This window comes from Brevundimonas sp. P7753, from assembly GCF_013386595.1.
In the GTDB taxonomy this organism is placed as follows: Bacteria; Pseudomonadota; Alphaproteobacteria; order Caulobacterales; family Caulobacteraceae; genus Brevundimonas; species Brevundimonas bullata.
In genome coordinates this window covers 1-23,485 of the sequence record NZ_JACARP010000066.1, presented here as the reverse complement: position 1 = coordinate 23,485, position 23,485 = coordinate 1, and the positions used below count along the sequence as shown (strand labels likewise).

Here is a 23,485-nt window from a genome sequence, read left to right as displayed (position 1 = left end):
GCCCCGCATATGGCTGCTCTTCGCCGTCCTCGCCGCCTTCCTGATCTTCGGCGGATACTGCGCTCACAGGGGGGCTGAGGGCGTTCGCGACCGTCAGACGGCCGAACAAGCCAAGGTCGAGGCGAAGGCCTCCAGCGCGCGGGAAACCGGCGCTGAAGAAGCCCTGACCGACACAACCACCATTCGCAACCGGCAAGAGGAGAGAGACCATGCCGCGCAAGCCCTTCCTGATGGCGTGCCTGATGATCGTGAGCTGCGGCGTCGCTGTCGCCAGCTGCGAGACACCGGGCGCATCCCTCCCGCGTGCCGAGGACTTGAGGGTCCTGCCTAAGCCAATCCCCTCCGACGATGTACTGACCAGCCGGATCGCGGGCGAGCAGCACGACAACGCAGTCGAGGCCTGGGGCGAGGCCGGATGGGCGCAGGTCGGCCGCCTGTGCCGGTTCTTCGACGAGATGGGGATGAAGGGGCTGGACTGCCCCGCGCCGGAGACCCGACCGAAGCCGGGCTAGATGCTTGCTGCGCATCACCTCCAAACCCTTACGGGACGGGCATTAGCGCGGACTCGCACCCCCAAAGGGAATCAGCATTACAGATACCCTTCCAGCGTCGAGCCATCAGGCTCCGCTATCAGGCCCGCTCCGGTTCGCCGGGGCGGGCTTTCGCAATTCCGCCGTGAACGAAAATGGAACCTTGCGGCGCTCTTGCAGCGCTCGGAGCTTGTGGGAATGGATGGAAGGTCAAGGAAAAGCCTGTAATTTCAACGCACGAAGAAAAGCCGACCAACCCGCCTGAATGGCGGCCAGATAGGCCATAAGTCATTGAAACTAATGGTGGTGCGAGCGGCGGGGGTCGAACCCGCAAGACCGAAGTCGGCAGATTTTAAGTCTGCTGCGTCTACCAGTTTCGCCACGCTCGCGGCTTCAGCCACCCTAGGGCTTGGCCCTAAGGCTTCGCTTGTGTAGCCGCCGAACGCAGGGCGCGGAAGTCCACATTGGAATCGGCGATCAGGCGCACCAGGGCGGCCCAGGCGGCGACGTTCTGGGTCATCTGCGCCGGGTCGATCTTGTCCAGGGTGTCGTCAGCGGTGTGGTGCAGGTCGAAGTAGCGCGTGCCGTCCTGCGCCAGGCCGAAGACCGGCACGCCCGCCCCCGCCAGCGGGCCGATGTCCACGCCCCCGAACAACTCCGGCTCCGGCGACGACAGGACTCCCAACGGGCGCAGCACGCGCTCCGCGATCTTGGCGAAGCCGGACCCTTGCGCGCCGGGCGGCAGGCCCAGGGCATAGACGCGGTCGGCGCCGAAATCGCTCTCGCCCGCGATGACGTGCTTCTCGACGCCCGCCGCGCCGATGTTGCGGACATAGGCGCCGCCGCCGTTGCCGGTGTCGGTCGGCTGGGCCACCTCTTCCGAGCCATAGAGCACGACACGCACAGTGCGCGCCGGACGCCCCTGCTCGGCGAGCAGCTTGGCCGCGGCCAGGGTGATGGCCCCGCCCGCCGCGTCGTCGATGGCCCCAGTCCCTAAGTCCCAGCTGTCCATGTGCGAGCCCAGGACGATGATCTCGTCCGGCCGGGTCGCGCCGACGATGTCGCCGATCACGTTCTGGCTATGGGTCTGATAGGTGTGGGCGGTGGACTTCAGGCGCAGCCGTACCGGCTCGCCCATCTTCACCAGCCGCGCTACTTGATCAGCGTCGGGCGCGCTCAGGGCAAAGGCCGGCAGCGGCACCTTGCCCTCGACATAGCGGGTCGTGCCCGTGTGCGGCATGCGGTGCTCGTCCGACCCAGCCGAGCGCATGACGAAGGCCACAGCGCCGCGCTTGGCGGCTTCGGTCGGGCCCAGGCCGCGAATGCGCGACAGCGAGCCATAGCCCGAGCCGTCCTGCATCCGCACCATCTGACCGCCGTCGACGACCGCGATCTTGCCGGTCAGCGAGCCGGCAGGCGACGCCATGAGGGCGTCCAGACCGTCGAAGAAGACCACATCGGCCTCGATGCCGTTGGCGGGCGTGGCGATGGAATGGCCCAGGGCGGCGGCGACCAGTTTCTGCGGGCGGGCGCCCAGCAGCTCGGCGCTCTCCTCGCCCCGCTCCCAGCCGACCAGAGGGAACTGTTCGATGCGGACGTTCTGAAAACCGTGGGCGCGCATATAGTCGGCGGCCCAGTCGGCGGCGGCCTGTTCCGAGCGCGAACCCGCCGGGCGCGCGCCGAAGCGGGTCGTGACCTGGGTGACGTAGTCGAGCGCGATGTTGGCTTGCAGCGCCTGATCGCGCACCTGTTCGGCGGCGCGGATGGTCTTGGCGTCCTGCGCCATAACCGGCGCGGCGATCAGCCCGAGCGCCAATGCGCTGGCGGCCATCAGACGGGCGTTGAACGACATTGAGCGCCTCCCAGACTCACTGAATGAGGCGCGACCCTAGCGGGCGAAGCCTGCGACCGAAAGCCTCAGACACCGCCCGCGAGGGCAGAAATCACTCGCCCTTGAGGAAGGGCTCGACCGGGCCTTGCAGCTTGACTGTCAGGGCCTTGCCGCGACGGTCGACGCGGTTCCCGACGGCCAGACGGACCCAGCCTTCCGAGACGCAGTATTCCTCGACATTGGTCTTTTCCTCGCCCTTGAACAGGATGCCGATGCCGCGCGCCAGCAGGTCGGCGTCGTGGAAGGGGCTGTCGGGATCGACCGAAAGGCGGTCAGGCAGGGCGTCGGACATGGAAGGATCTCGCGAAAATCGAAGCGCGCTGAATAGCGGCGCGCGGTCGCTATGCCAACCTACTGAACCGATTGACGGGCGGCGGCGGGCTGGCCGGCCTCGGCGGCGGGCGGCGTATAGGGGCGCGGACCGGCCTCGGCCGGCGCGGCGGCGGGAGCGGCGGGCCTGGGCGCGGGGCGCGGGGCCGGACGTGGAGCCGGGCGCGGAGCCGGGCGACGTGCGGGCTGCGCCGCTGGTTTAGCGGCTGGCGTCGTCGGCGTCGCAGCAGGGGTCGCGGCCGCCGGCGCCGCCGTGCGGACCGGAGCGGGCGCCGCAGCAGCCGCAGCCGGGGCGGCAGTCGGAACCACAGCCGGGGCCGCAGCGGGCGCACCCGCCGTCGCGGCGGCGGCGCGGGCGGCGAACTGTTGCGACTGGAAGCGCTTGGCCAGCTTCTCGGTCAGCTCACGCGCGCCGGCGGGCGGCATCTGGGCCATGATGGCGGCCAGCGTCCGAGGCCGCATGGCGGCGGCGACGGGCAGGCGCACGCTGTCGTCCAGGGTGTTGAAGACCGCCGCCGCCTCCTTGGGCCGCATGGCGGAATAGACGGCGACCAGACGGTCGTTCTCGGCCTTTTCCTTCTCGTCCACCTGACCGACCAGGGCCGCGATCTCGCCCTTGAGCGCCTCCAGCGCCTGCAGCTTGGCGTCCAGCTTCTGCTCGGCGGCGACCATCAGCGGCAGGGTGGTGGCGAAGTCGGCGTCGCGGGCGTCCAGCGCGTCGCGACGCTTGGACAGGGACTGGATGATGCGCAGTTCAGCCGGCGAAATCCCCGCCTGCTGGGCCAGCTGTTCCGGCGTCAGGGCGCAGACGGCCGGCGCAGGTTTGGCGGCGGCGGCCCCGCCCTCGCCCGGCGTCTCGGCGGTCACGGCTTCCTGAGCCCAAGCGGTCGCGCCCTGGAACAGCTCCGGCGCCACGCCCGCCGCGCGCACGGCCACGACCCCGCCGATGGCGATGGCGATCAGGGGCAGAAGGCGGGGCAGCTTGCTCATCGGTGGCACTCGGTAAGGCGGTTCAGACGCCGCACAGGCATGGGGGCTACAAAAACACTTCGCCCCTCAAGTCGTCCGAGGCCGCGCCTCGGACATAGGGTCAAAATGAAACTTCCCCTCAAATCGCCTGACGCCGCGCGTCAGGCATAGGGGTCTAAAAATGCATCATGCAGCGAAAAGATCTTCGTCCAGGCTACGACGGGCGCGGTTTAGGCTCTGTTGCGCAGCATGGTTAGCGGCCATGGCCTGACGCACTGGGGCGAAGCTTTCAGCGGCGACGGGAGCGGCGGCGGCAGGACGCGCCGCCGGAGCCTTCATCACGGCGCGCGCGCCCTCGATCCGCTCCATCAGCGAAGCCATGCGGCGGGCGCGCGACTCGTCGTCCAGCAGCGGCGAGACCTGCGACGTCGGCGTGTTCAGCTCCAGCACCGGCTCCTCGCGCGCCTCGATCTGAGACTGCGATGAGGCCGAACGCGGCGGCAGACCTGCCGGGGCGCGGGCGATCAGCACCTCCAGCTCCTGCTTCACGGCGCGGGCCTTGATGATCCGGTCGTGCAGCAGGTCGGTCTCGTGACCCGAGGCGCGCAGCGTCGCCAGCGCCTGTTCGGCGCGCCCGGCGGCCGAGTTCAGCTCGCTCACCGCCCCGGCGAAGGCCAGTTGCCCCTCGCGCAGGGCCTTCAGCTTTTTCTCTAGCTTGATGCCGTAGCCGATGGCCGCGACCAGCAGCAGCATGAGGATGGAATCGAGAATGATGCCGGTCATGTCAGCGTTTCCCTCGGCTCAGAGTGGCGGCGATGTCGGGGTTGATCGGGCCTTCGACCCGCACGGCGATATGCTGGCCCCTGCGACCCATCTTGCCGGTCGTCAGCGGGATGGTTCCGGCGCGCACCGAGACTTCGGAATCCGGCGAGACGTTCAGCATCAGGGTGTCGCCGACCTTGAAATTCAGCGCCTGCGACAGCGGGATCTGCTGCTCGTCCAGCACGCAGCGGACCTCGGTTTCCGTGGTCCACAGCTCGGTGGCCAGGTGGCCCTCCCAGATGTTGTCGCGACCGAACTTCTCGCCCATGAACTGCTGCAGCAGCATCTTGCGGATGGGCTCCAGCGTCGAATAGGGCAGCAGCAGTTCGACCCGACCGCCGCGATCTTCCATGTCGATGCGCAGCTTGACCAGGATGGCGGCGTTGGCCGGTCGCGCGATGGCGGCGAAACGCGGATTGGTCTCCAGCCGGTCCAGGGTGAAATGCACCGGGGTCAGCGGCTCGAAGGCGGCGCGGGCGTCGTTCAGGATGACCTCGACCATCCGCTGCACCAGCACCCGCTCGATGGTGGTGTAGGGCCGGCCCTCGATGCGCAGCGCCGCCGTGCCGCGACGCCCGCCCAGCAGGACGTCCACGATCGAATAGATCAGATTGGAATCGACCGTCAGCAGGCCGTAGTTGTCCAGCTCCTCGGCCCGGAACACCGCCAGGATGGCCGGCAGCGGGATCGAGTTCAGATAGTCGCCGAACCGGATCGACGAGATGGTGTCGAGGCTGACCTCGACGTTGTCGGAAGTGAAGTTGCGCAGACTGGTCGTCATCAACCGCACCAGGCGGTCGAAGACGATTTCGAGCATCGGCAGACGCTCGTAGGACACCAGGGCCGAGTTGATGATGGCGCGGATGCCGCTCCTTTCGGAGTCGTCGCCGTCGCCCATGTCGAAGCCCAGCAGGCTGTCGATCTCGTCCTGGTTCAGCACGCGTTCCGACAGGGCCGCGCCCATGTCGGCTTCGCCGCCGAAGGGGTCCAGTTCGTTTTCGGCGGCCAGGGTGTCGGTCATGTCTAGGACACCAGCATTTCTTCGATCAGCACGGCGTCCACCTTGCCGGGCGCCGCGATCAGATTGACCCGGCGCAGGATCTCGACCTTCAGCTGATAGACGCCGGCCGAACCGGCCATGTCCTCGGGCCGCAGCTCGCGCAGGAAGCTCTGGAACATGTCCTGCATCCGCGGGGTCTCTTCCTGCAGATGGGTCGCCAGTTCGGCGTCCTTCATCTCCAGCGTCAGCTTCAGCTTCAGATAGGTCGGACGCCCGTCCGGCGTCTGAATGTTCACGATCAGGTCAGGCAGGGTGTAGAAGGTCACGCCGTCAGGCCCGGACGAGATCTTGCCCAGGGCCGGGTCGGCCTCGCCCTCCTTGCCCCCGCCGTGGTCGCCGCCCTTCTTGGCCTTTTCTTCCTTCTTGGCCGGCGCCGCGTGCTCGGCGCCCGCTTCGGCCTCGGCCGGCTTGGGCTTCATCAGCAGGAAGGCCGCAGCCCCGCCGCCGCCCAGCACGACCAGGGCCGCCGGGATGATGATGAACAGCAGGGGCAGCTTCTTCTTGGCGGGCGCGCCCTCGCCGCCTTCGCCATCCGACACGGCGGGCAGGTTGGCGTCGTCGCCGCCCGGCGCCGCGTCTTTCTTCTTGCCCAGCTTCAGCTTCAGCATCCGCACGTCGCCCCGATCTTCACAACCATCCTGATGAAGCGATTTTGGTTAACGAGGCGTTTACAATCGGCAAATCCTGCCGGGCGCCGCAGGGGTCAATCCGGCCCAAACGCCCGCTGTGACTGGATTAACCCTGTTGGCACGGTCGTTGCGACGAGATCGGCGAAGGAGCCGCACTCGTGGAAAACGCCGCCTACATCGGATTGTCCCGCCAGATGACGCTTCGCCGCGAGCTCGACATCGTGGCGAACAACGTCGCCAACGCCGACACCACCGGATTCAAGGTCGAACAGCTGATGGTCGGGACCGAGGTCGGTCAGCGCGCCCGTAACGACAACATCCGCCCCTCGGCCAGCTTCGTGCTGGACAAGGGCGTCGGCCGCGACTTCGGCCAGGGCTCGATGAAGCAGACCGGCCGGTCGCTGGACTTCGCCATCGAGGGCGAAGGCGCCTTCTTCGCGGTCCAGAGCGGCGCCGGCCAAGCCTATACCCGCGACGGCGGCTTCACCACCAACGCCGAGGGCGTGCTGACCACCAAGCAGGGCCTGCCGGTCCTGGGCGACGGCGCCCCGATCACCCTCGACCCCGAACTCGGCCCGGTCAGCGTCGGCGCCGACGGCACGATCAGCCAGCAGGGCCAGCCCGTCGGCCGCCTGAACGCCGTCCGCTTCGACGCCCTCGGCGCCTTGCAGAAAAGCGGCGACGGCCTCTACCGCAACACCTCCAACGCCCAGCCCGTCGACGCCCCGGACGTCCAGATCCGCCAGGGCATGCTGGAGGGCTCGAACGTCAACACCCTGCAAGAGATCACCAATCTGATCGAGATCAGTCGCGCCTACGAGCGCGTGACCAAGATGATCGAAAACGCCAACGACCTGTCACGCCGCTCGGTCGAGCGGCTGGGCCGGGTCAGCTAGTAAGGACGCCTGAACGATGCGCGCTCTCAGAACCGCCACCTCCGGCATGCTGGCTCAACAGCTGAACGTCGAGGTCATCTCCAACAACATCGCCAACATGAACACGGTCGGCTTCAAGCGTCAGCGGGCCGAGTTCCAGGACCTGCTGTACCAGAACGTCGAGCGCATGGGCTCGCAGTCCTCGACCCAGGGCACCGTCGTCCCGACCGGCATCCAGATCGGCGCCGGCGTCAAGGCCGGCAGCGTCTACCGCATCACCGAACAGGGCAGCCCCACGCGCTCGGGCAACCCCTATGACATCGCCATCGACGGCAAGGGCTACTTCCAGATCACCATGCCCTCGGGCGAGATCGCCTATACCCGCGCCGGCAACTTCGCGGTGAACGGCGAGGGCCAGCTCGTCACCGAAGACGGCTATGCGGTCGAACCCGCCATCACCATCCCCCAGGACGCCATCGACGTCACCATCTCCAAGTCGGGCCAGGTCCAGGTCACGACCCAGGGCCAGACCGCGCCGCAGACCGTCGGTCAGCTGGAGCTGGCCACCTTCTTCAACGAGGCGGGCCTGGAAGCCATCGGCGACAACCTGCTGCTGGAAACCGCCGCCTCGGGCGCGGCCACCATCGGCGCCCCGAACGAGCCGGGCTACGGCCACCTGTTGCAGGGCTATACCGAGGCCTCCAACGTCGACGCGGTCAGCGAGATCACCAACCTGATCGTGGCCCAGCGCGCCTATGAGATGAACTCCAAGGTCATCACCACCGCCGACGAAATGCTGTCCGTCTCGGCCCAGGTGAAGAGCTAGGTCATGGCCATGATCCGCAGTCTTTCTCTGGCCTTGGCCCTCGCCGCCCTCGCCGCTCCGGCCCTGGCCGGTCCCGTCAGTCTCCTGCCCGATCCGACCGACGACGACGGCCGCGTCACCCTGGGCGAGCTGTTCGACGACGCGGGCGCGGCGTCCGGCGTCGTGGTCGGCCAGCGCCTCGGCGCCACCGCCGTCTTCGAGGCCAGCCAGATCCAGGCCGCCGCCCGCCGCGCCGGTCTCGACTGGTCCAACCCGCAAGGGCTGCGCCGCATCGTCGTCCGCGAAGGCGGCGCCGCGCCTGCCGAGGCCTCGGCCCGCCCGGCGGCCGCCACCGTGGCCTCACGCCCCGGCGCCACGGTCGAGGTCCTGACCTACGTCCGCAGTCTGGCCGCCGGCGACATCATCCAGCCCTCCGACGTGATCTGGTCCACGGTCCAGGCCCACCAAGCCCCCGCCGGCGGTCCCCAGGACGCCGACCAGGTCGTCGGTCTGTCGGCCAAGCGGGCGCTGCGCGCCGGCGCCGTCGTCGCCAGCCGCGATCTGGCCTCGCCCCAGGTCATCGCCCGCAACGACATGGTCGAGGTCGCCTATATCTCCGGCGGCGTCGAGCTGACCGTCACCGGCAAGGCGACCCGCGACGCCTCGGCGGGCGAGGCCGTGCCGGTGCTGAACACCCAATCGGGCCGCACCATCGACGCCGTCGCCGTCGGCCCGGGCCGAGCCGTCGCCGGTCCCGCCGCCCAGATGGCCCGCGCCAATCCGCAACAATTCGCCGCCCGCTGAGAGATCCCGTCATGCGTAAAGTCCTGATCCTCGCCGCGTCCGCCCTGTCCCTGGGCGCCTGCTCCACCGTCACAGAGACCCTGAAAGGCCCGGACCTGGCGCCCATCGGCTACCCGGCCGCCCTGGTTCCGGTTGAGCAGGCCTATCTGCCCACGCCGACCCCGGCTTCGGCCAACAGCCTGTGGCGCACCGGCGCCCGCAGCTTCTTCGGCGATCAGCGCGCCCGGCGCGTCGGCGACATCCTGACCGTCAACATCGACATCAACGACCGCGCCCAGACCCAGAACTCGACCCAGCGCGCCCGCAACAACAGCATTTCCGGCGGCGTCACCAACTTCTTCGGCCTGGAAAACAGCCTGGGCCGCGCCTTCCCCGGCGGCTTCGACCCCGCCAAGATGGTCGGCACCGAGGGCGAGTCCAACGCCTCGGGCTCGGGCAGCGTCAACCGCTCAGAGCGGGTCAACCTGACCGTCGCCGCCGTCGTCACCGCCGTCATGCCCAATGGCAACATGGTCATCCAGGGTCGGCAAGAAGTGCGCACCAACCGCGAGGTCCGCGAACTGACCGTGGCCGGCATCGTGCGCCCCGAGGACATCTCCTCGGCCAACACCATCGCCCACACCCAGATCGCCGAGGCCCGCATCAGCTACGGCGGTCGCGGCGACATCAGCCGGATGCAGGCCAGCCCCGCCGCCCAGTCCCTGGTGGAGCGCTTCAGCCCCTTCTGACCCGCGTTCGGCGAGCGTGTTTTTCCAGTGACTCGCCATCACGGAATCGCGCGCGTTCAAGCGGAGCGGTGAACCCTTAACAAGCGACCCGCGTTTGCTCTGTCGAACGCGAGTGATTTGTAATGTTGAAGTCTCTGCTTCCCGCCGCCGCCGCCCTCAGCCTGGCCGTTCTTGGCGGCCAGGCCATGACCACCGCCCCCGCCGCCCCCGGCGAAGGCGCGGCGGGCTGGCATCTGCTGCACGAAGGGCCGATGGCCAAGCTGGCCTATGGGCTGGCGGATTCCGATCAGGTGGCCCTGATGCTGACCTGCTCGCCCGGCGACCGCACGGCTGCCGTCTATGGCGACGCCCAGCCCCGAAGCCCCGCCCTGGTCCCCGCCGCCCTGGGGCCGCAGCCGATCGACCCCCTGTCGGACGGCGAAGCCTTCGAGACGCGCCTGCCCCTGACCGACGAAGCCCTAACCGGCCTGGCGCGCGGAGGCCGGATGGCGGTGCAGACCGAGGCCGGCGCCAAGCAACTGCGGGCCAGTCGCGCCGAACGTCGCCTGGTTCAGAACTTCCTCGGCTATTGCGCTTCCAGCCACGCCTGATCAAAGTCGCCTTCGAACCCATCAGCGGGGGCTGAACCATGACCGCCTTGCTTGGCCTCGCCTTGGCCCTGACGCTCCAGACTGCGCCAACCCCGGCCGAAGTCTGGGCCTGGACCCTCTATGCCGACAACGGCCCTCTCGTTCTGGCCAACGAGATCCCCGATACGCCGCGCCTGCGCACCACCCTGGAGTGCGCGCCCGGCTCCAGCATCGTGCGCCTGACCCTCTATGACGCCGCCCCCGCCGAGGGCATAGCCGTCGTCACCTCGGGCGCGGCCTCCGCCAACGCCGAGGTTCGCCCCCGGCGCGGCCAGTTGCAGACCATGCTGCGCGCCGACCACCCCGTCTTCGCCGCCTTCCAGGCCAATGGACGGTTGCAGGTCACGGTCGGCGAACAATCCTCTGCGATAGAGATCGATCGGGCGAATCTGTCCAAGCTGCGCCGGTTCGCCGAACTCTGCACCGGCTGAGGATTTCCATGCGCCCCATCATCTGGCTTGCCCCCGCCGCGGCGGCGCTCGCCCTGTCCGCCTGCGCGCCGACAACGTCCCACCTGACAGCCGCGACCAACGGCGCGCCGATCCCCGTCGCCGGCTACGACTGGCATCTGAACGCGGACGCGGATGAAGCCAGCCTCTCCTACGGCATGGCCGAGACCGACGACGTGCCGCTGGACCTGTCGTGCCGTCCAGGCTCGGGCGCCCTGCAAATCCTGCAGACCGTCGCCGAGGACCACCCCCGCGTCATCGCCCTGGAATCCGGCGGGGATACCGAAACCTATCCCGCCAAGGCCGAGCCCTCAGCCATGCACGACGGCCTCGACCTAACCGCCGTCGCCCGCACCACTGACCCGGTCTTCCTGCGCTTCCGCAAGCTGGGCTGGCTGGCGACATACGGCCCCGACTACCGCACCCCCCTGGTCGCCCAGCAAGGCTCGGCCCCGCAGATCGACCGCTTCTTCACCCTGTGCGGGTGACGCCCGCCGAGACAGCTTGACCGTCCGCCTTCGGCCCTGTCTCCTCCCTCCCGCTTGAGGGAGGACAGTATGGACAAGCAACTTCTGATCGGGGCGGCGCTCGCGGCCTTCATGACGGCGACGCCGGCTCTGGCCGAGAGCGTCCCGCCGCGCCCCGCCGCCACCGCGACCTCGCCCGACGCCGCTGCCCTCGCCGGCGTTCTGAGCGACTACGAGGCCTACCTCCGCCGCGTCGATCCGATCAGCTCGGGCATGGACGGCGACCGTGACGCCCTGTCGCGCCTGCCCGACCCCAGCCGCGCCGGCGACCTGACGCGTCAGGCCCCGCTTCAGGCCTTGCTGACCCGGCTGGACGCCATCAATCCCGCCGCGCTCGACGCGGTCCAGCGGCTGAACCACGCCTTCTCCCGCTATCTGATCGCCCGCGAGCTGGAGCGGATCGCCCTGGACCCGTCGCGTCTGGCCTTTGATTCCGAGGGCGGTCCCGGCCAGACCCTGTCCTATCTGGCCAGTTCGATCCGCATCGCCAACCGCGCCGACGCCGACGCCTGGCTGGCCCGACTGGAGGCGGCCCCCGCCTATTACGACGCCGGCGTCGCCAACGCCCGCCGCGGCCTATCGACCGGCCTCATTCAGGCCCGCTCCGTGGTCGACAGCGCCCTGGGTCAGGCTCAGCGCGACGTGACGCCCGGCCCCGACGGCGATGTGCTGATGCAGCCCTTCGCCGCCCTGCCCGCCAATATCCCGGCAACGGATCAGGACGCCCTTCGCGCCCGCGCCAAGGCTCTGGTCGACGGCCCCATCACGGCCCGGCGTCAGGCCTGGCTGGCCATGCTGCGTGACGACTACCTGCCCAAGGCCCCGACCGAGCCGGGCCTGACCCATCGTCCCGGCGGTCGCGACCTCTACGCCTTCATGGTGCGCAGCGACACCACCTCCGACCTGACCCCGGATCAGGTGCATCAGATCGGCCTGGAAGAGGTCGCCCGCATCCGCGCCCGGATGCAGGACGAAATGCGCGCCGCCGGCTGGACCGGCGACTTCGCCGGCTTCCTCCACTTCCTGCGCACCGATCCGCAATTCTATGCCACCAGCCGCGAACAACTGCTGGAAAAGGCGTCGGAAATCGCCAAGCGCGCCGACGACGGCCTGCCCGCCCTGTTCGGCACCCTGCCCCGCCTGCCCTATGGCGTGCGCCCCGTCCCGCGCGAGATCGAGGACAGCTACACCACCGGCCGCTACAACCCCGGCTCGATGCAGAACGGCGTGGCCGGCGGCTATATCGTCAACACCTCGAAACTGGATCAGCGCCCCCTCTATGAACTGCCGGCCCTGACCGTCCACGAGGCCGTCCCCGGCCACCACCTGCAGATCGCCCTGCAACAAGAGGCGGCGGATCAGCCCTATTACCGTCGCGGCGCCGACGTGACCGCCTTCACCGAGGGCTGGGGCCTCTATTCCGAGTTTCTGGGTGAAGAGATGGGCATCTATCGCACCCCTTACGAACGCTTCGGCCGTCTCAGCTACGAGATGTGGCGCGCCTGCCGCCTGGTGGCCGACACCGGCCTGCACTGGATGGGCTGGACCACGGAACAGGCCCGCGCCTGCTTCCGCGACAACTCGGCCCTGGCCCCGCACAACATCGAGACCGAGTTGCAGCGCTACATCGGCTGGCCCGGTCAGGCCACGGCCTACAAGATCGGCGAGATCCGCCTGCGCCAGATCCGTCAGAAGGCCGAACGCGAGTTGGGCGACCGCTTCGACGTCCGCACCTTCCACGACGCCCTGCTGGTCGACGGCCCCCTGCCGCTGGACCTCCTCGACGCCCGCATGGACCGCTGGATCGCCGAGCAGAAGGCGAGGTAGGCCGCCCTTCCTTCCTCCCCATTTCATGGGGAGGGGGACCGCGTAGCGGTGGAGGGGGCGGCACAGAGATCAGACGCGGAGTCGCTCCCGCCGCCTCATCCCCTATCAGCAACGATCCCCCTCCCCACCGCTCCGCGACAGGCAGGAAAGAACCCTGGGCTCCCTAAAGCCCCAGCTCCGCCCGCGCCTTCTTCGTCAGCTTCCCAACGATGATCGCGTGCGCCGACCGGATATGGTCCGCCAGCTCCTCATCGGCCCAGTCGTCGATGCGCGGCAGGTTCACCCACTTGGCGCGCGCCATATAGGGCGCCGGCCGCGCATGGCCGCTCTCGGTCAGCACCTCATAGGCGATGTCCGAGACCTTGAACGACACTCCGCCGGTCGCCCCCACCATGACGAACATCTTGCCGCCGACCTTGTAGGCGTCGTGGTCGTCGCCGAACGGATGGTCCAGCGTCGCCCCCGGCAGCGCCAGGCAAACCTGGCCGACCCCCGCCCGGTCCATCAGGCCCCAGCGCCCATGGTGACGCCGACGCCGATGGGGCAGACCACCCCGGTCCCGCCGATGCCGCAATATCCGGCCGGGTTCTTGGCCAGATAGCCCTGGTGATAGTCCTCAGCGAAGTAATAGGGGCCCGCCGGCTCGATCTCGGTCGTGATCGTCCCCCTGCCCGCCGCGCTCAGCGCCGCCTGATAGGCGTCGCGTGACGCCTCGGCTTCCGCCTGCTGGGCCTCGTTCAGGGTGTAGATGGCCGAGCGATACTGCGTGCCCTGGTCATTGCCCTGACGCATTCCCTGGGTCGGGTCATGGTTCTCCCAGAAGGCCTTCAGCAGATCGCCATAGGAAATCGCCGCAGGATCAAACACGACCTGCACCACCTCGGTATGACCCGTCCGCCCCGAGCAGACCTCTTCATAGGTCGGGTTCAGCGTGATCCCGCCCGCATAGCCCGCCGACGTGACCCAGACGCCCGGCAACGACCAGAACACCCGCTCCACGCCCCAGAAACAGCCCATGCCGAACACCGCAGTCTCGAACCCCTCGGGATGCGGCCCCTTCAGCGCATGACCCAGCACAAAGTGAGTCGCATCCGTCGTCAGCGCCGCCTCGCGCCCCGGCAAAGCCGTCTCGGCGGTAGGCAGGTCGGCGGTCTTTTGGAACAGCATCGGAAAAATCTCGCAGAAATCAGCGGCAAAATCGACTTCCCCCCATATGGGGCCTCAAAGGGCGCTTGCCGAGGGGGTCATGCTGTTCTATCAGCCTCGCTTCGCTGGATCGACCATCCAGCGGCTACACGGCGACGTCGTGGAAACGGACAGGTGGCGGAGTGGTCGATCGCGCACGCTTGGAAAGCGTGTGTAGGTGAAAGCCTACCGAGGGTTCGAATCCCTCTCTGTCCGCCACACACTCGCTCGCTAGATTGAAGTCTCCCCCACAGCGGGAAACAAGCCCCACATTCCCGTGCCTTAGCGGCTTGTAGAGACCGCATTCGTGTCTCTCATAGCCGCCACCAGCCTCCATTCACGGCCGTAAAGCGCGCCTGTCTCCGTCTAGCGCGAGGGGGTCTGGTTTAGGCCTTTGCCTACTTTTCCTGTTACCGCCATTTTAACAGGGGTTCGGCATCGGGAATTCCTAGGCCTATCTCCCCAAAAATCGCGACTATTCCGTACCTTGCCGGATTGGAAAAGTCAGAAAATCTAATGCGCAATAACAGGGGAGAAAATCGACGGAACAGGATCGTAATTCGACCGAACAGGGCTTTATATCGACCCGAACAGGCTGATAATTTTGGCGACGATGTAGTGGGTGCTGCGCGAGGCTCAGCCGGCGTAGAGACGCCGCTGCTCAGCCCAGGCGAGCGGCATATCGCAGGTCATGAGCGCTTGGAGGCTCATGGACGGTTTCTGCGTGCCGTCAAGAATGGCGCGCTTGAGGTCCGGAGCCAGGAAGGCGACACGGATCAAACGCGCGGCATAGCCATCGGTCATGCCTTCCTTGCGGGCGATAGCCGCCAGGGTCGCTTCCTCGCCCGTCATCAACTTACGCTTCCAAGCTTCAGCTCGCACGAGCGCCGCGCTCAACGCCCCGTCGACAGTCCGGCGCATGATGGGGCTCGCCCCATCCGGGCCGATAATGGTGAGGGCGCCGCGACGCGTGACTGAGAGCGGAAGGCGCAGAATCGGCATGTCCTCGAAGCGCTCCAGGCGTTCAAGGATCATCCGGCCCGCATCCGTGACGACCCACTCGTCGCAGCGGGTCGGATCCAGGCGTATGAGCATCGTATCACGCCCGATTTCGATACGATCGATGAGATCGCGAATGGCTGACCAATCGCCCGCCCCCTTGATCGGCATGAGCGGCGCGACGGCGTTGAGCACCCCAGCCTCAATGATCGGCGCGGAGATTCTCCCGTGGACGCCAGCCGCACCCGACTTGCCCTTCTGGATCGCCGTCGAGACGTAGTACCGATAGGTCGCCCCTCCCTTCCTCGGCGCGCTGACCGGTGACATCGTGTGACCAACGCTATCGAAAATCAGGCCCGTAAGTGGAGCACCTGCGTGGGGCGGCCTCGCCTTCCCGGGCGTTCGCTTCCTTCTCGTCTCATCCAGCAGTTGCTGCACTGCGTCGTAGGTTTCACGATCGACTATGGCCGGATGCTGGCCAGGATAGACGTCGACCTTGTGGGGGATGTCGCCGACGTAAATGGGGTTGCGCAGCATGTGATAGGCGCCTCCGCGCTCAATCGGCATGCCGCCCTTCGGCTCCCCCGCCTTGTTCGTCCAGCGCTTGGAGGTCACGCCTTGCGCCGCCAGTTCGTCTATCATCTTATTGACGGACCGGAGTTCAAGGTAGCGCTGGAACATCCAGCGTACGATCTCGGCCTCGACCTCGTTGATCTTCAGCGTCCGCCCGTCTGGATCATAGCCAAGGACGGGCCGTCCGCCCATCCAGAGCCCCTTCTTCTTCGACGCCGCAATTTTGTCGCGTATCCGCTCGCCCGTGACCTCCCGCTCGAACTGGGCGAATGAAAGGAGCACGTTCAGGGTCAACCGGCCCATGGAGGTGGTGGTGTTGAAGGCCTGGGTCACGCTGACGAAGCTGGCGCCCGTACGGTCAAGCACATCGACGATCCTGGAGAAGTCCGGCAACGACCGCGTCAGGCGATCAACTTTATAAACCACGACCACGTCGACGCGCTTGGCCTCGATCTCCGTCATCAGGCGGCGAAGCGCCGGGCGCTCCAGATTGCCCCCACTGAAGCCGCCATCGTCGTATATCTCGGGAAGGAGCACCCAGCCCTCCCCCGCTTGAGACATCACGTAGGCGGCGCAGGCGTCACGCTGCGCATGCAGCGAGTTATAGTCCTGCTCCAACCCCTCCTCGGTGCTCTTGCGGGTGTAGATGGCGCAGCGGATCGTCTTGGGCGCTAACATCAAGCGGCGACCTCACGCAGGCCAAAGAACCGCGGACCGTTCCACCGGACACCCGTAATGGCGCGGGCGACGTGGGAGAGGCTCTTGTAGGGCCGGCCTTCCCAGATAAATCCTCCCTCCACCACCTCGACTTGATGTCGCTGCCCCTGCCAGGTCCGTTCGAGCCGCGAACCGGACTTGAAGGTGACGGTGCGGATGGTGGCTTTACGTCCCGTCCGATGCCGGGCGGCGGTCTGGGCCAGACGCTTGTCGAGGGCGCTGTCCCCGCCTTCGACCGCCATCTGCATGCGCTCGGCCAGAGCCCGGCGCATGAGGTCCCCGGATCGAAGCGGCGGCGGTTCGCCGAAGCGCCCACGCCAGACCGCGCGCAGGGTGTCGATTTTCATCGTTTCAAGCGCCTGAAGATCGTCGGTGCAGTTCACTGGCCCGCCTCCTGCATGATCCGCCAGCGCCGACCGACCTCAGCCTTCGCGCTCACGACGGTGTAGCCTTTGCGTTTGAGCGCGCCGGCCATAGCGCCGCGGATCGAATGAGCCTGCCAGGCGGTTACGGCCATCATCTGCGCCATGGAAGCGCCGTCAGGGCCGCCCAGCAGGGCGATAAGATGATCCAGCTTGGAAAGCCTCGGACCAACCGGGGCGAGCGTATCGCCGGATGGGTCGATGTCGATGTTGGCCTTGGTCATGATGTTCCGGTCCAGGTGAGCCAGGCTAAGCGCCCTACTGACCTGAGCCCGGGGCGGCCGGGCGGTTCACTACCGCTCTGGGACGGGCGCTTGTCCAATGGTTTCCTGGGCCAGCCCCTTCTTCGTGTGGGAGCCGATCTCGTCCAAGGTGAAGTTGCTGCTGAAGGCCGAGAACAGGCGCTCGACCTCGTCGATGCGGAAGTATCGGTCATTGGCCGTTCGGCTGGTGGGCTTGTCGTGCCGTGCATGGTGATCGGCCGTGGCCTTGGGCACCATGTAGACTTGGCGCAGCGCGCCGCCCTCACCCGATAAAATAACGATCGCCAGCCAATCGAACATGTCTCCGGCCTTGTAGTAGACGTAGGCCGCGCCCCTTTTAAAGGTCCGCGACTTCACCGAAATCCGCTGGGCAGGCGCACCCAGGGGCTGGGCGATGACATCGTAATGGGGCCAGTTGTCGGGAACTTTCAACGCGGGAATTCCGGCGAGCGTCAGCTCAGCCGCAACCAGCATTTCGCAGGCATCGCCCATTTGTTTGGTCGTGAAGCGCCGGACGGCCGACGCATCCGGCGTAACGCCACCGGCAGCGACAGCGGCTTTGGGGGCGGCATCCATGCAGCGGACCTCCTGTAGACGATGAGTGACATCGTCATGGTCTCAACCACAAACAAGTCAAGCCGATTGTCTCTGATCGTCTGTAGACCTATCGACGACATAGCCATGTCCAAGTGGGGATGGAAAACGTCCGCCAACGCCTTGCCGCCAACCTGCAAAAGCACCGCCGCGCCAAGGATCTGAGCCAGGAAGCTTTTGCCCACGAGGCAGGCATCCATCGAACCTACGTGAGTGATCTCGAGAGAGGGGCGCGGAACCCGACGATCGATGTAATCGACCGCCTGGCCCGCGCCCTAGAAATCAAGATTGGCGACCTGCTGGACTGAGAGCAGTCCGCTCCATAATTTCCAGCTATCTCTTGGAGCGTTCCGCCAGACTGATCATGAACGCCCGGATCAACGGGTCCTTGGAGCCAACGTCCTGATAGTCGGGAGCATGCTGATCAATCCACCTCAGGCGACTATCTTGGAGGATGTTGTCTCCGAAGGCGTCCTGGATCAGCTTGATCGCCTGCCTCTGCTGAGAGATCTTGCCGTTCGCCGCGTCGATGAAGATACGGTAGTAAATGGCCTGATCCAGGGTCATTTTCTTGACCCCAGCTGGCGTTTTCACGGGGATTTTGATCCGGGCGATCGCACGCACGTCACGGCCTTGCTGGCTCGGGATTTGCGCTTGCGGGACCTTGCGCGGGCGCCCCTTCGGATTCCCCGACCTGCCAGGCTTGAACCGCGTGTCTTTGGCCGGATTATTGGGGCCCTCAGGATGGTCGGTCATGCTGCGCCCTCCTCGACTTGCTGGCTCGCCCTCACCTCGGCGACGTCAGCGAACACCCTGCCGTCCCCCTCAAGCGTCGCCTGAAGCTTGGCCCTTTCACTGAGGCGGCGGATGATAACGTCGCAGTAGAGCGGATCGATCTCGACGCCGCACCCGCGGCGGCCGGTCCGGTGCGCCGCCAGAAGGGTGCTGCCAGAGCCCGCAAAGGGATCCAGCACGATGTCGCCACGGCGCGAGCAGTCGCGGATGGCGTCCATGATCATGGCGACAGGCTTCACGGTGGGGTGATCCGCCAGATCCTCGTCCCGACCGGCACCGAAACTGTTGGCTCCGGCATAAGCCCAAACATTGGTCCTATACCGGCCGTGCCGCCCGAGCTCCACGTTGTTCACATGCGGCGCTCGGCCATATTTGAAGACGAGCACCAGTTCATGCGCCGATCGATAGAGCGAGCCCATGCCCCCGTTGGTCTTGGTCCAGACGCAAAGGTTTTTCAATTCGCTGTAGGCGGCGGTTCCCGCCTGCAGAATCTCGGGCAAATGGCGCCAGTCCATGCAGTGGAAATGGATGGAGCCCTCCGCCGACGCCTTGGTCACCTGGGTGAAGACCCGAAAGAGGAAGTTAGCGAATTCTTCGCTGGCCATCTCTCCCGACGCCATAGCGAACTCTCGATGCTGGGCCCTTCCCAACCCGGAAACATGGCCTGCGATGGGGACATTGTACGGCGGATCGGCGAACACCATCCCCGCCTTCTCCTCGCCGAGGAGTTGAGCGTAGGTCTCAGCCTGCAACGCATCCCCGCAGATCAGGCGATGACGCCCGATCTGCCAGACATCGCCCGGGCGCGTGACAGCGGGGCCCGCAGCGGATGCGGGCACTGCGTCATCGGGGAAGCCCTTGGCGCCTTCCGTTCCGATATCGCTAAGAATGGCGTCGATCTCGGGCAATTCGAAACCGGTCAGGCACAGATCGAAATCCACATCCAGATCGGCCAGATATTGGAACTCGACCCCAAGAAGGTTGCGATCCCAGCCGGCGTTCTCCGCCAGCCGATTATCCGCAATGACGTAGGCGCGCACGTCGGCCTCGCTCATGTCGGCCAGGCAGACCGTCGGGACCTCAGTCAGGCCCAACTGTTTGGCCGCAGTAATCCGGCCATGGCCGGCGACGACGCCATTATCCTTGTCGATGAGCACCGGGCTGGCGAAGCCAAACCGCTGGATGGAGCGGGCGATCTGGTCGATCTGCTTTTGACTGTGGGTTCGTGGATTACCAGCGCGCGGTCGCAGGTCGCCAATGGGGCGATATGTGATTTGCAGGTGGGCCATAACGCGTTCCCGTCATGCGCCGGAGCCCGCTGCGTGGATGACCCGGCTGTTCAAGAAAGCCATGCCCGGCGAATGCTGAGCATGGGTCTTGATGACGGCGGCATTTAAGCAGACCGGGCCGTCGGACAGCGGTTCGGGGTGGCGTCGCCTCAGGCAACGCAGGTCTCCGCTGGAGACAACCTATAAATACGTCAAAAGCGCGGGCGGTGAAAGACTCCTACCGTTGAATCCGCCAGCCCGTGGCTCTCGACCGGCGCGCGGCGGCGGAAAGCTTCCCCCCGCGTGCTCGCTCCGACCCGAAATGGCCTCCGTCCCCCAGCTGCACAGCCTTCAAACCAGCATCATCACCGCATTGCCGAAGTTGTGCAGCAGCACGGGCAGCATCAGGCTACGGGTTTTCAGCACCATCCAAACGGCGATCAGGGACGGGACGGCCGTCAAACCCATCGTCAGCGGGTCGAAAGAGAACTCGCCGTTGCTGAAGCCAAAAGCATGCGCCAGACCGAAAAGCATGCAGGAGAGGATCGCGCCCAGCCCCCAGTCCACGCCCAGGAACCGCACACGCCCGGCGAAAGCGCGTCCAAGGGCGACCAGCAGGACGCCACGATAGAAAACCTCCTCCTCCAGCCCCGGCATCGTCAGCTGGAAGATCAGGGTCTCGACCGAGGGGCGATCGTTGGGGAAAATCAGGGCCAGGACCATGAACAAGCCGACATAGAGGCCGGCGACCGGTAAGGCCGTCTTCAAACTGCCGGCCGCCTGGACCAAAGTCAGGCCCGTCTCGCGCCGCCCAAATCCTGGCAGGGCTATCACGACAGCAGACGCCGCCAGCGCCAGGATCTTGCCCTGCCAGTTCCAGTCGCCGCCCAGCGGCAGGTTCGGGAACAGGCCGTATCCGTTGGTCAGCATCAGATCGTTCATTAGGACCAGCGCCGCCGCCGCCAACAGCCAGGGCAGGGACATCCGCCCCGGCAGAAGCGCCCCCAGCACGATGCCCGCGCCCAGCATCAGGGCCACTACGCCCAGAATTCCAATGAAACCGTCCACGCCGCGCTCCTTGATGTCTGCGAGTGGGACGATTTCTGCCCCGACCGGTGCGGCGCCCGCTTCTCGAAAGACGGCGAAACGGATCTCAGAACCCGGCGACCTGGCTCCTCACGCCGCCATCTGCCTCACGCGACTGGAGGGCGCGGCGATAGGCGCCGGGCGTCATGCCTTGCACCGACTGGAAGACGCGGTTGAACGAGGACAGCGAGGCGAAGCCGCTGTCCATTGCGATTACGATCAGCTTGTCCCCCCGGCGCGCCGGGTCGGCGAGCAGGCGGCGCGCCTCCTCCATCCTCCAGGCGTTCAGGAAAGTGCGGAAATGGTCATGGCCGAGTTGGTGGTTGATCAGCCGGCGCACCGTTTTTTCGGGCGCTCCCATCCGGCGGACAAAGCCCGCCAGATCGAGCGCCGGATCCAGATGGATTTTCTCGACCTCGACCAGACGATGCAGTCGAGCGACCAGCGCGTCGGTCTCGACCTGCTGCGCCGTCGCGAAATGGGGTGGCGTGGGCGCACCCTCCCCGCCCAGGGTCAGTAGCCAGGCGGCGAAGCCCAGACAGACCAGGTTCTGGCCGACCGCGTAAGTCTGGGAGCGCCACTCCAGTCCCAGCAGGACGTCTATGGCCATGTCGATGATCAGAATTCCCGCTAGCAAGACGACCACCGCCAAACGCGACCGCCGCCTGCGGTCCAGCAGGTCGCTGTCCCGATCGCGATACAGCCGCCAGGCCAGATGCCCCATCATCAGGCAGCCGAATACAATCAGGATCCAGGACAGGCCGCGATCCGCGAGCCCCGCCCCCAAGAAGCCCCGATCGGCTGAGGCGATGACCATCCAGGCCAGACCCAGGGCCAGCACGGGACCTCGGGGCCGGAAGCTCCAGTCGAATACCGCCAGACAGAACCACCAGAGCGAGACAGCGACGAAGCCGCCCAGGAGCACGCCGACGCGACCGATCAGGCCCGGAAGCTGCAGCGCCTCGACAGTCGTGTTGCCGGCAAGATAGCCGCACAGGCAGAGGGCGAAAGGCGCGAACCAGACATAGTCCGCCCGTCGCCCACGCCGCAACAGGGCGACGGCGGCGACAAGCAGCAGCGTGGCGCAGGTCACGCGGACGATGACATCGAACTGGTGCAGAACAGATTCCGTATTTGCCGTCGGCGGGCAGGCATATCCCACGGGATTAAAGGGTCAAGCAGTTGGGTTCTGCGATCGGAGGCCGCACCAATCGGCCTCCCGCTTCCTGCCCTGAAGGACTTGCGGTTCGTGCCGCGGCTACAATGCGCCAGGAGTGGACATTGGCGGCCAAACCGGAAGGCGAACTTCGAGGTGCTGCACCTCATCACAGCTCCTTCATCTTTCGAAGATGCGAGCGCGCCCTTCGCGCGTTATCCCCTGACCACGAAACTCGGCGGTGCAGCCGAATAGCCCGCCTGATCTGCGGCCAGACCCGCAAGTTCTAGAAGCCGCTCATGAAGCGAGACGAACTTTGTTAAAGCCTCGCAGGTCGCACCTTCGTTAGCGATGTCAGGAATATGAACCTCTATCAGTCGGACACTGATTTCCTCGACCTGCCGTTCGGCTAGCGTAAGCCGTGCTGTGTCCGACATTGCAGCGAGTGGGGTCTTGTGCAGGACGAGATTTCGATATCCGGTCAATTCTCCAAGCCAAGCGTTAGGTGCTCCCACCTCCCTTGAACCGACTAGGGCGATGGCCAGAGGGTCCGCGGCCTTGTCGCGCCGGCTTTCGGCCGTCACCCAATCTTCGAAGCGATTTAGGGCATCGACCCGCGTTGGCGCGCCGAGCTTATGGCCCGCATATTCGGCAATGTAGTCGCGTGCGCTCGCCATCTCTGAAAGGAGCGAATGGAAATCTAGAAACAGATCCAAGAGAGCGGTGTTCGCAAATCGGCTGCCTACCGCCTTTTTAGCGATCAGGGCATCGACCAACTGGGCATGGTAAGCATCGGACGCGTCTCGGACGCGGATGCCGGCGGCGGTGAGGCTCACTGCGATCTTTCGGGCCATCTCCGCGACGCGGTAGTCCTTACTCCGGGCCGCGGCGATCGCGATCGACCCCCATTCATCCGCAGGCGAAAATTGCCGTGCCGGCCCATACTGAGGCGTCCAAAATCGGGCAGGCAGAGGCCCTTCGGCTCCTGAGACTTGGTCTCCGCCAATAACCCGTAGGCCGGCTAGTCCCGCAAACCGATCGATCTCATTGCGCGGAAATGCTCGAAAAACCCCTAGCCCTCCCTCGGTCGCGATGGGACGGATAGACCATCCTTCACTGACCATCAGGGCCTGGAGCCCTCCCGTGAGATGGAGGGATGCGGTGGTCTGGACTCTGCCCCGCGAGAAGGTGGCGCGGTCAATCCCGATCTCGGGGTGCTCGACTTTTTCAGGCATGACTGCTCCAGAGATCGGTCAACAAGCGTGCCGTACGTCTAGCAGCGTCAGGCATTTCCGTCAGCGAAGCGCCATGTGTGGACGGCTCTCCGTTGGCAAGGATTGATTTGACGTTCTGCTGAGCCTGGTCGGTGCGGCCATGTGTTCGACCTGTTGGTGCGGTTCGCATGACCGCTGGCCATAATGCCTTCCGCGAAGATGGGTCCTGACCAACAGCACGCGCTCGAGGCGCTCTGGCGCATATAGGTTCTCCCGCCTTCCGGTTTCGACCGGCTGTCGCATTACATCCGCCTCTTATACACATCTCCGAGCCCACG

The 23,485-nt window shown here is 66.3% G+C and carries 28 protein-coding genes and 2 tRNA genes; 11 read left to right on the top strand and 19 right to left on the bottom strand.

Annotated elements, in window-relative coordinates; all coding sequences use genetic code 11:
• Positions 1-211 (bottom strand): hypothetical protein (locus HX774_RS19765; protein ID WP_218650416.1); only part of this gene is annotated, 211 nt, incomplete at its 3' end.
• On the opposite strand from HX774_RS19765, the gene HX774_RS13050 reads away from it, so the two are divergent.
• Positions 210-512, top strand: coding sequence for a hypothetical protein (locus HX774_RS13050; protein WP_178827364.1), 303 nt, complete (start codon positions 210-212; stop codon positions 510-512). The two genes, HX774_RS19765 and HX774_RS13050, sit on opposite strands and share 2 nt — an antisense overlap.
• 322 nt (positions 513-834) lie before the next feature.
• Here HX774_RS13050 and HX774_RS13045 read toward each other — a convergent pair.
• The 7 genes from HX774_RS13045 to HX774_RS13015 form a co-directional block, all read right to left on the bottom strand.
• Positions 835-919, bottom strand: a tRNA-Leu gene (locus tag HX774_RS13045).
• A gap of 26 nt (positions 920-945) precedes the next feature.
• Positions 946-2,382 carry a M20/M25/M40 family metallo-hydrolase gene (locus HX774_RS13040; protein WP_255500446.1) on the bottom strand — a complete coding sequence of 479 codons (1,437 nt, stop codon included), beginning with the start codon at positions 2,380-2,382 and terminating at the stop codon, positions 946-948.
• Positions 2,383-2,473: 91 nt separating this feature from the next.
• The gene (locus HX774_RS13035; RefSeq protein WP_105564633.1) at positions 2,474-2,713 is read right to left on the bottom strand and encodes a DUF3297 family protein; all 240 of its coding nucleotides are present in this window, start codon (positions 2,711-2,713) and stop codon (positions 2,474-2,476) included.
• 59 nt (positions 2,714-2,772) lie between these two features.
• Positions 2,773-3,741, bottom strand: coding sequence for a MotE family protein (locus tag HX774_RS13030; RefSeq protein WP_178827362.1), 969 nt, complete (start codon positions 3,739-3,741; stop codon positions 2,773-2,775).
• A 165-nt stretch (positions 3,742-3,906) separates the two neighbouring features.
• Positions 3,907-4,503, bottom strand: coding sequence for a DUF6468 domain-containing protein (locus HX774_RS13025; RefSeq protein ID WP_178827360.1), 597 nt, complete (start codon positions 4,501-4,503; stop codon positions 3,907-3,909).
• 1 nt (position 4,504) lies between these two features.
• Positions 4,505-5,506: a flagellar motor switch protein FliM gene (gene fliM / locus HX774_RS13020; RefSeq protein ID WP_370523578.1), complete on the bottom strand. Its 1,002-nt coding sequence runs from the start codon at positions 5,504-5,506 to the stop codon at positions 4,505-4,507.
• A gap of 59 nt (positions 5,507-5,565) precedes the next feature.
• Positions 5,566-6,210 (bottom strand): flagellar basal body-associated FliL family protein, encoded by a 645-nt coding sequence (locus HX774_RS13015; protein ID WP_178827358.1) that lies wholly within the window; start codon positions 6,208-6,210, stop codon positions 5,566-5,568.
• 179 nt (positions 6,211-6,389) lie between these two features.
• Here HX774_RS13015 and flgF point away from each other — a divergent pair, with 179 nt between their 5' ends.
• The 8 genes from flgF to HX774_RS12975 all read left to right on the top strand — a co-directional run bounded on the left by flgF (position 6,390) and on the right by HX774_RS12975 (position 12,875).
• Positions 6,390-7,127, top strand: a complete 738-nt coding sequence (flgF, locus tag HX774_RS13010) for a flagellar basal-body rod protein FlgF (protein ID WP_178827356.1) — start codon at positions 6,390-6,392, stop codon at positions 7,125-7,127.
• Positions 7,128-7,143: 16 nt separating this feature from the next.
• Positions 7,144-7,932, top strand: coding sequence for a flagellar basal-body rod protein FlgG (flgG, locus tag HX774_RS13005; RefSeq protein WP_114815953.1), 789 nt, complete (start codon positions 7,144-7,146; stop codon positions 7,930-7,932).
• 3 nt (positions 7,933-7,935) lie between these two features.
• The gene (flgA, locus tag HX774_RS13000; protein WP_178827354.1) at positions 7,936-8,715 is read left to right on the top strand and encodes a flagellar basal body P-ring formation chaperone FlgA; all 780 of its coding nucleotides are present in this window, start codon (positions 7,936-7,938) and stop codon (positions 8,713-8,715) included.
• 11 nt (positions 8,716-8,726) lie between these two features.
• The gene (gene flgH, locus HX774_RS12995) at positions 8,727-9,443 is read left to right on the top strand and encodes a flagellar basal body L-ring protein FlgH (protein WP_178827352.1); all 717 of its coding nucleotides are present in this window, start codon (positions 8,727-8,729) and stop codon (positions 9,441-9,443) included.
• A gap of 122 nt (positions 9,444-9,565) precedes the next feature.
• Positions 9,566-10,033 carry a hypothetical protein gene (locus tag HX774_RS12990; RefSeq protein WP_178827349.1) on the top strand — a complete coding sequence of 156 codons (468 nt, stop codon included), beginning with the start codon at positions 9,566-9,568 and terminating at the stop codon, positions 10,031-10,033.
• A gap of 38 nt (positions 10,034-10,071) precedes the next feature.
• Positions 10,072-10,503 carry a hypothetical protein gene (locus tag HX774_RS12985; RefSeq protein WP_178827347.1) on the top strand — a complete coding sequence of 144 codons (432 nt, stop codon included), beginning with the start codon at positions 10,072-10,074 and terminating at the stop codon, positions 10,501-10,503.
• A gap of 8 nt (positions 10,504-10,511) precedes the next feature.
• The gene (locus tag HX774_RS12980; protein WP_178827345.1) at positions 10,512-11,009 is read left to right on the top strand and encodes a hypothetical protein; all 498 of its coding nucleotides are present in this window, start codon (positions 10,512-10,514) and stop codon (positions 11,007-11,009) included.
• 69 nt (positions 11,010-11,078) lie between these two features.
• Entirely contained in the window at positions 11,079-12,875 is a 1,797-nt protein-coding gene (locus HX774_RS12975) for a DUF885 family protein (protein ID WP_178827343.1), read from the top strand.
• Between the two features lie 163 nt (positions 12,876-13,038).
• On the opposite strand, the gene HX774_RS12970 is transcribed toward HX774_RS12975, so the two are convergent.
• Together HX774_RS12970 and msrA are read right to left on the bottom strand one after the other, a co-directional pair.
• Positions 13,039-13,380: an MmcQ/YjbR family DNA-binding protein gene (locus tag HX774_RS12970; RefSeq protein WP_178827341.1), complete on the bottom strand. Its 342-nt coding sequence runs from the start codon at positions 13,378-13,380 to the stop codon at positions 13,039-13,041.
• Positions 13,380-14,042, bottom strand: a complete 663-nt coding sequence (msrA, locus tag HX774_RS12965; RefSeq protein WP_178827339.1) for a peptide-methionine (S)-S-oxide reductase MsrA — start codon at positions 14,040-14,042, stop codon at positions 13,380-13,382. The genes HX774_RS12970 and msrA overlap by 1 nt, the downstream gene beginning before the upstream one ends.
• 147 nt (positions 14,043-14,189) lie before the next feature.
• Between msrA and HX774_RS12960 the strand changes: the two genes are divergently transcribed.
• Positions 14,190-14,279: transfer RNA gene (locus HX774_RS12960), tRNA-Ser, on the top strand.
• A 417-nt stretch (positions 14,280-14,696) separates the two neighbouring features.
• On the opposite strand, the gene HX774_RS12955 is transcribed toward HX774_RS12960, so the two are convergent.
• The 4 genes from HX774_RS12955 to HX774_RS12940 form a co-directional block, all read right to left on the bottom strand.
• Positions 14,697-16,310, bottom strand: coding sequence for a recombinase family protein (locus tag HX774_RS12955; RefSeq protein WP_178827337.1), 1,614 nt, complete (start codon positions 16,308-16,310; stop codon positions 14,697-14,699).
• Positions 16,310-16,732, bottom strand: a complete 423-nt coding sequence (locus HX774_RS12950; protein WP_178827335.1) for a DUF2924 domain-containing protein — start codon at positions 16,730-16,732, stop codon at positions 16,310-16,312. Before HX774_RS12950 ends, HX774_RS12955 begins: the two co-directional genes overlap by 1 nt.
• The gene (locus HX774_RS12945) at positions 16,729-16,995 is read right to left on the bottom strand and encodes a DUF3489 domain-containing protein (protein WP_178827333.1); all 267 of its coding nucleotides are present in this window, start codon (positions 16,993-16,995) and stop codon (positions 16,729-16,731) included. The genes HX774_RS12950 and HX774_RS12945 overlap by 4 nt, the downstream gene beginning before the upstream one ends.
• A 69-nt stretch (positions 16,996-17,064) precedes the next feature.
• Positions 17,065-17,610, bottom strand: a complete 546-nt coding sequence (locus HX774_RS12940; RefSeq protein ID WP_178827331.1) for a hypothetical protein — start codon at positions 17,608-17,610, stop codon at positions 17,065-17,067.
• Positions 17,611-17,729: 119 nt separating this feature from the next.
• On the opposite strand from HX774_RS12940, the gene HX774_RS12935 reads away from it, so the two are divergent.
• Positions 17,730-17,936, top strand: a complete 207-nt coding sequence (locus HX774_RS12935) for a helix-turn-helix domain-containing protein (protein ID WP_178827329.1) — start codon at positions 17,730-17,732, stop codon at positions 17,934-17,936.
• 25 nt (positions 17,937-17,961) lie between these two features.
• Here the strand turns inward: HX774_RS12935 and HX774_RS12930 are convergent, their stop codons facing one another.
• From HX774_RS12930 to HX774_RS12910, 5 genes are all read right to left on the bottom strand, one after another.
• Positions 17,962-18,384, bottom strand: a complete 423-nt coding sequence (locus tag HX774_RS12930; RefSeq protein ID WP_178827327.1) for a DUF5681 domain-containing protein — start codon at positions 18,382-18,384, stop codon at positions 17,962-17,964.
• On the bottom strand, positions 18,381-19,712 hold the full coding sequence (locus HX774_RS12925; protein WP_178827325.1) for a DNA methyltransferase: 1,332 nt from the start codon (positions 19,710-19,712) through the stop codon (positions 18,381-18,383). Before HX774_RS12925 ends, HX774_RS12930 begins: the two co-directional genes overlap by 4 nt.
• 330 nt (positions 19,713-20,042) lie before the next feature.
• Positions 20,043-20,759 (bottom strand): CPBP family intramembrane glutamic endopeptidase, encoded by a 717-nt coding sequence (locus HX774_RS12920; RefSeq protein WP_178827323.1) that lies wholly within the window; start codon positions 20,757-20,759, stop codon positions 20,043-20,045.
• An 85-nt stretch (positions 20,760-20,844) separates the two neighbouring features.
• On the bottom strand, positions 20,845-21,870 hold the full coding sequence (locus HX774_RS12915) for a helix-turn-helix domain-containing protein (RefSeq protein WP_370523568.1): 1,026 nt from the start codon (positions 21,868-21,870) through the stop codon (positions 20,845-20,847).
• Positions 21,871-22,148: 278 nt separating this feature from the next.
• Positions 22,149-23,168 (bottom strand): hypothetical protein, encoded by a 1,020-nt coding sequence (locus HX774_RS12910; protein WP_178827321.1) that lies wholly within the window; start codon positions 23,166-23,168, stop codon positions 22,149-22,151.
• Positions 23,169-23,485 lie beyond the last annotated feature (317 nt).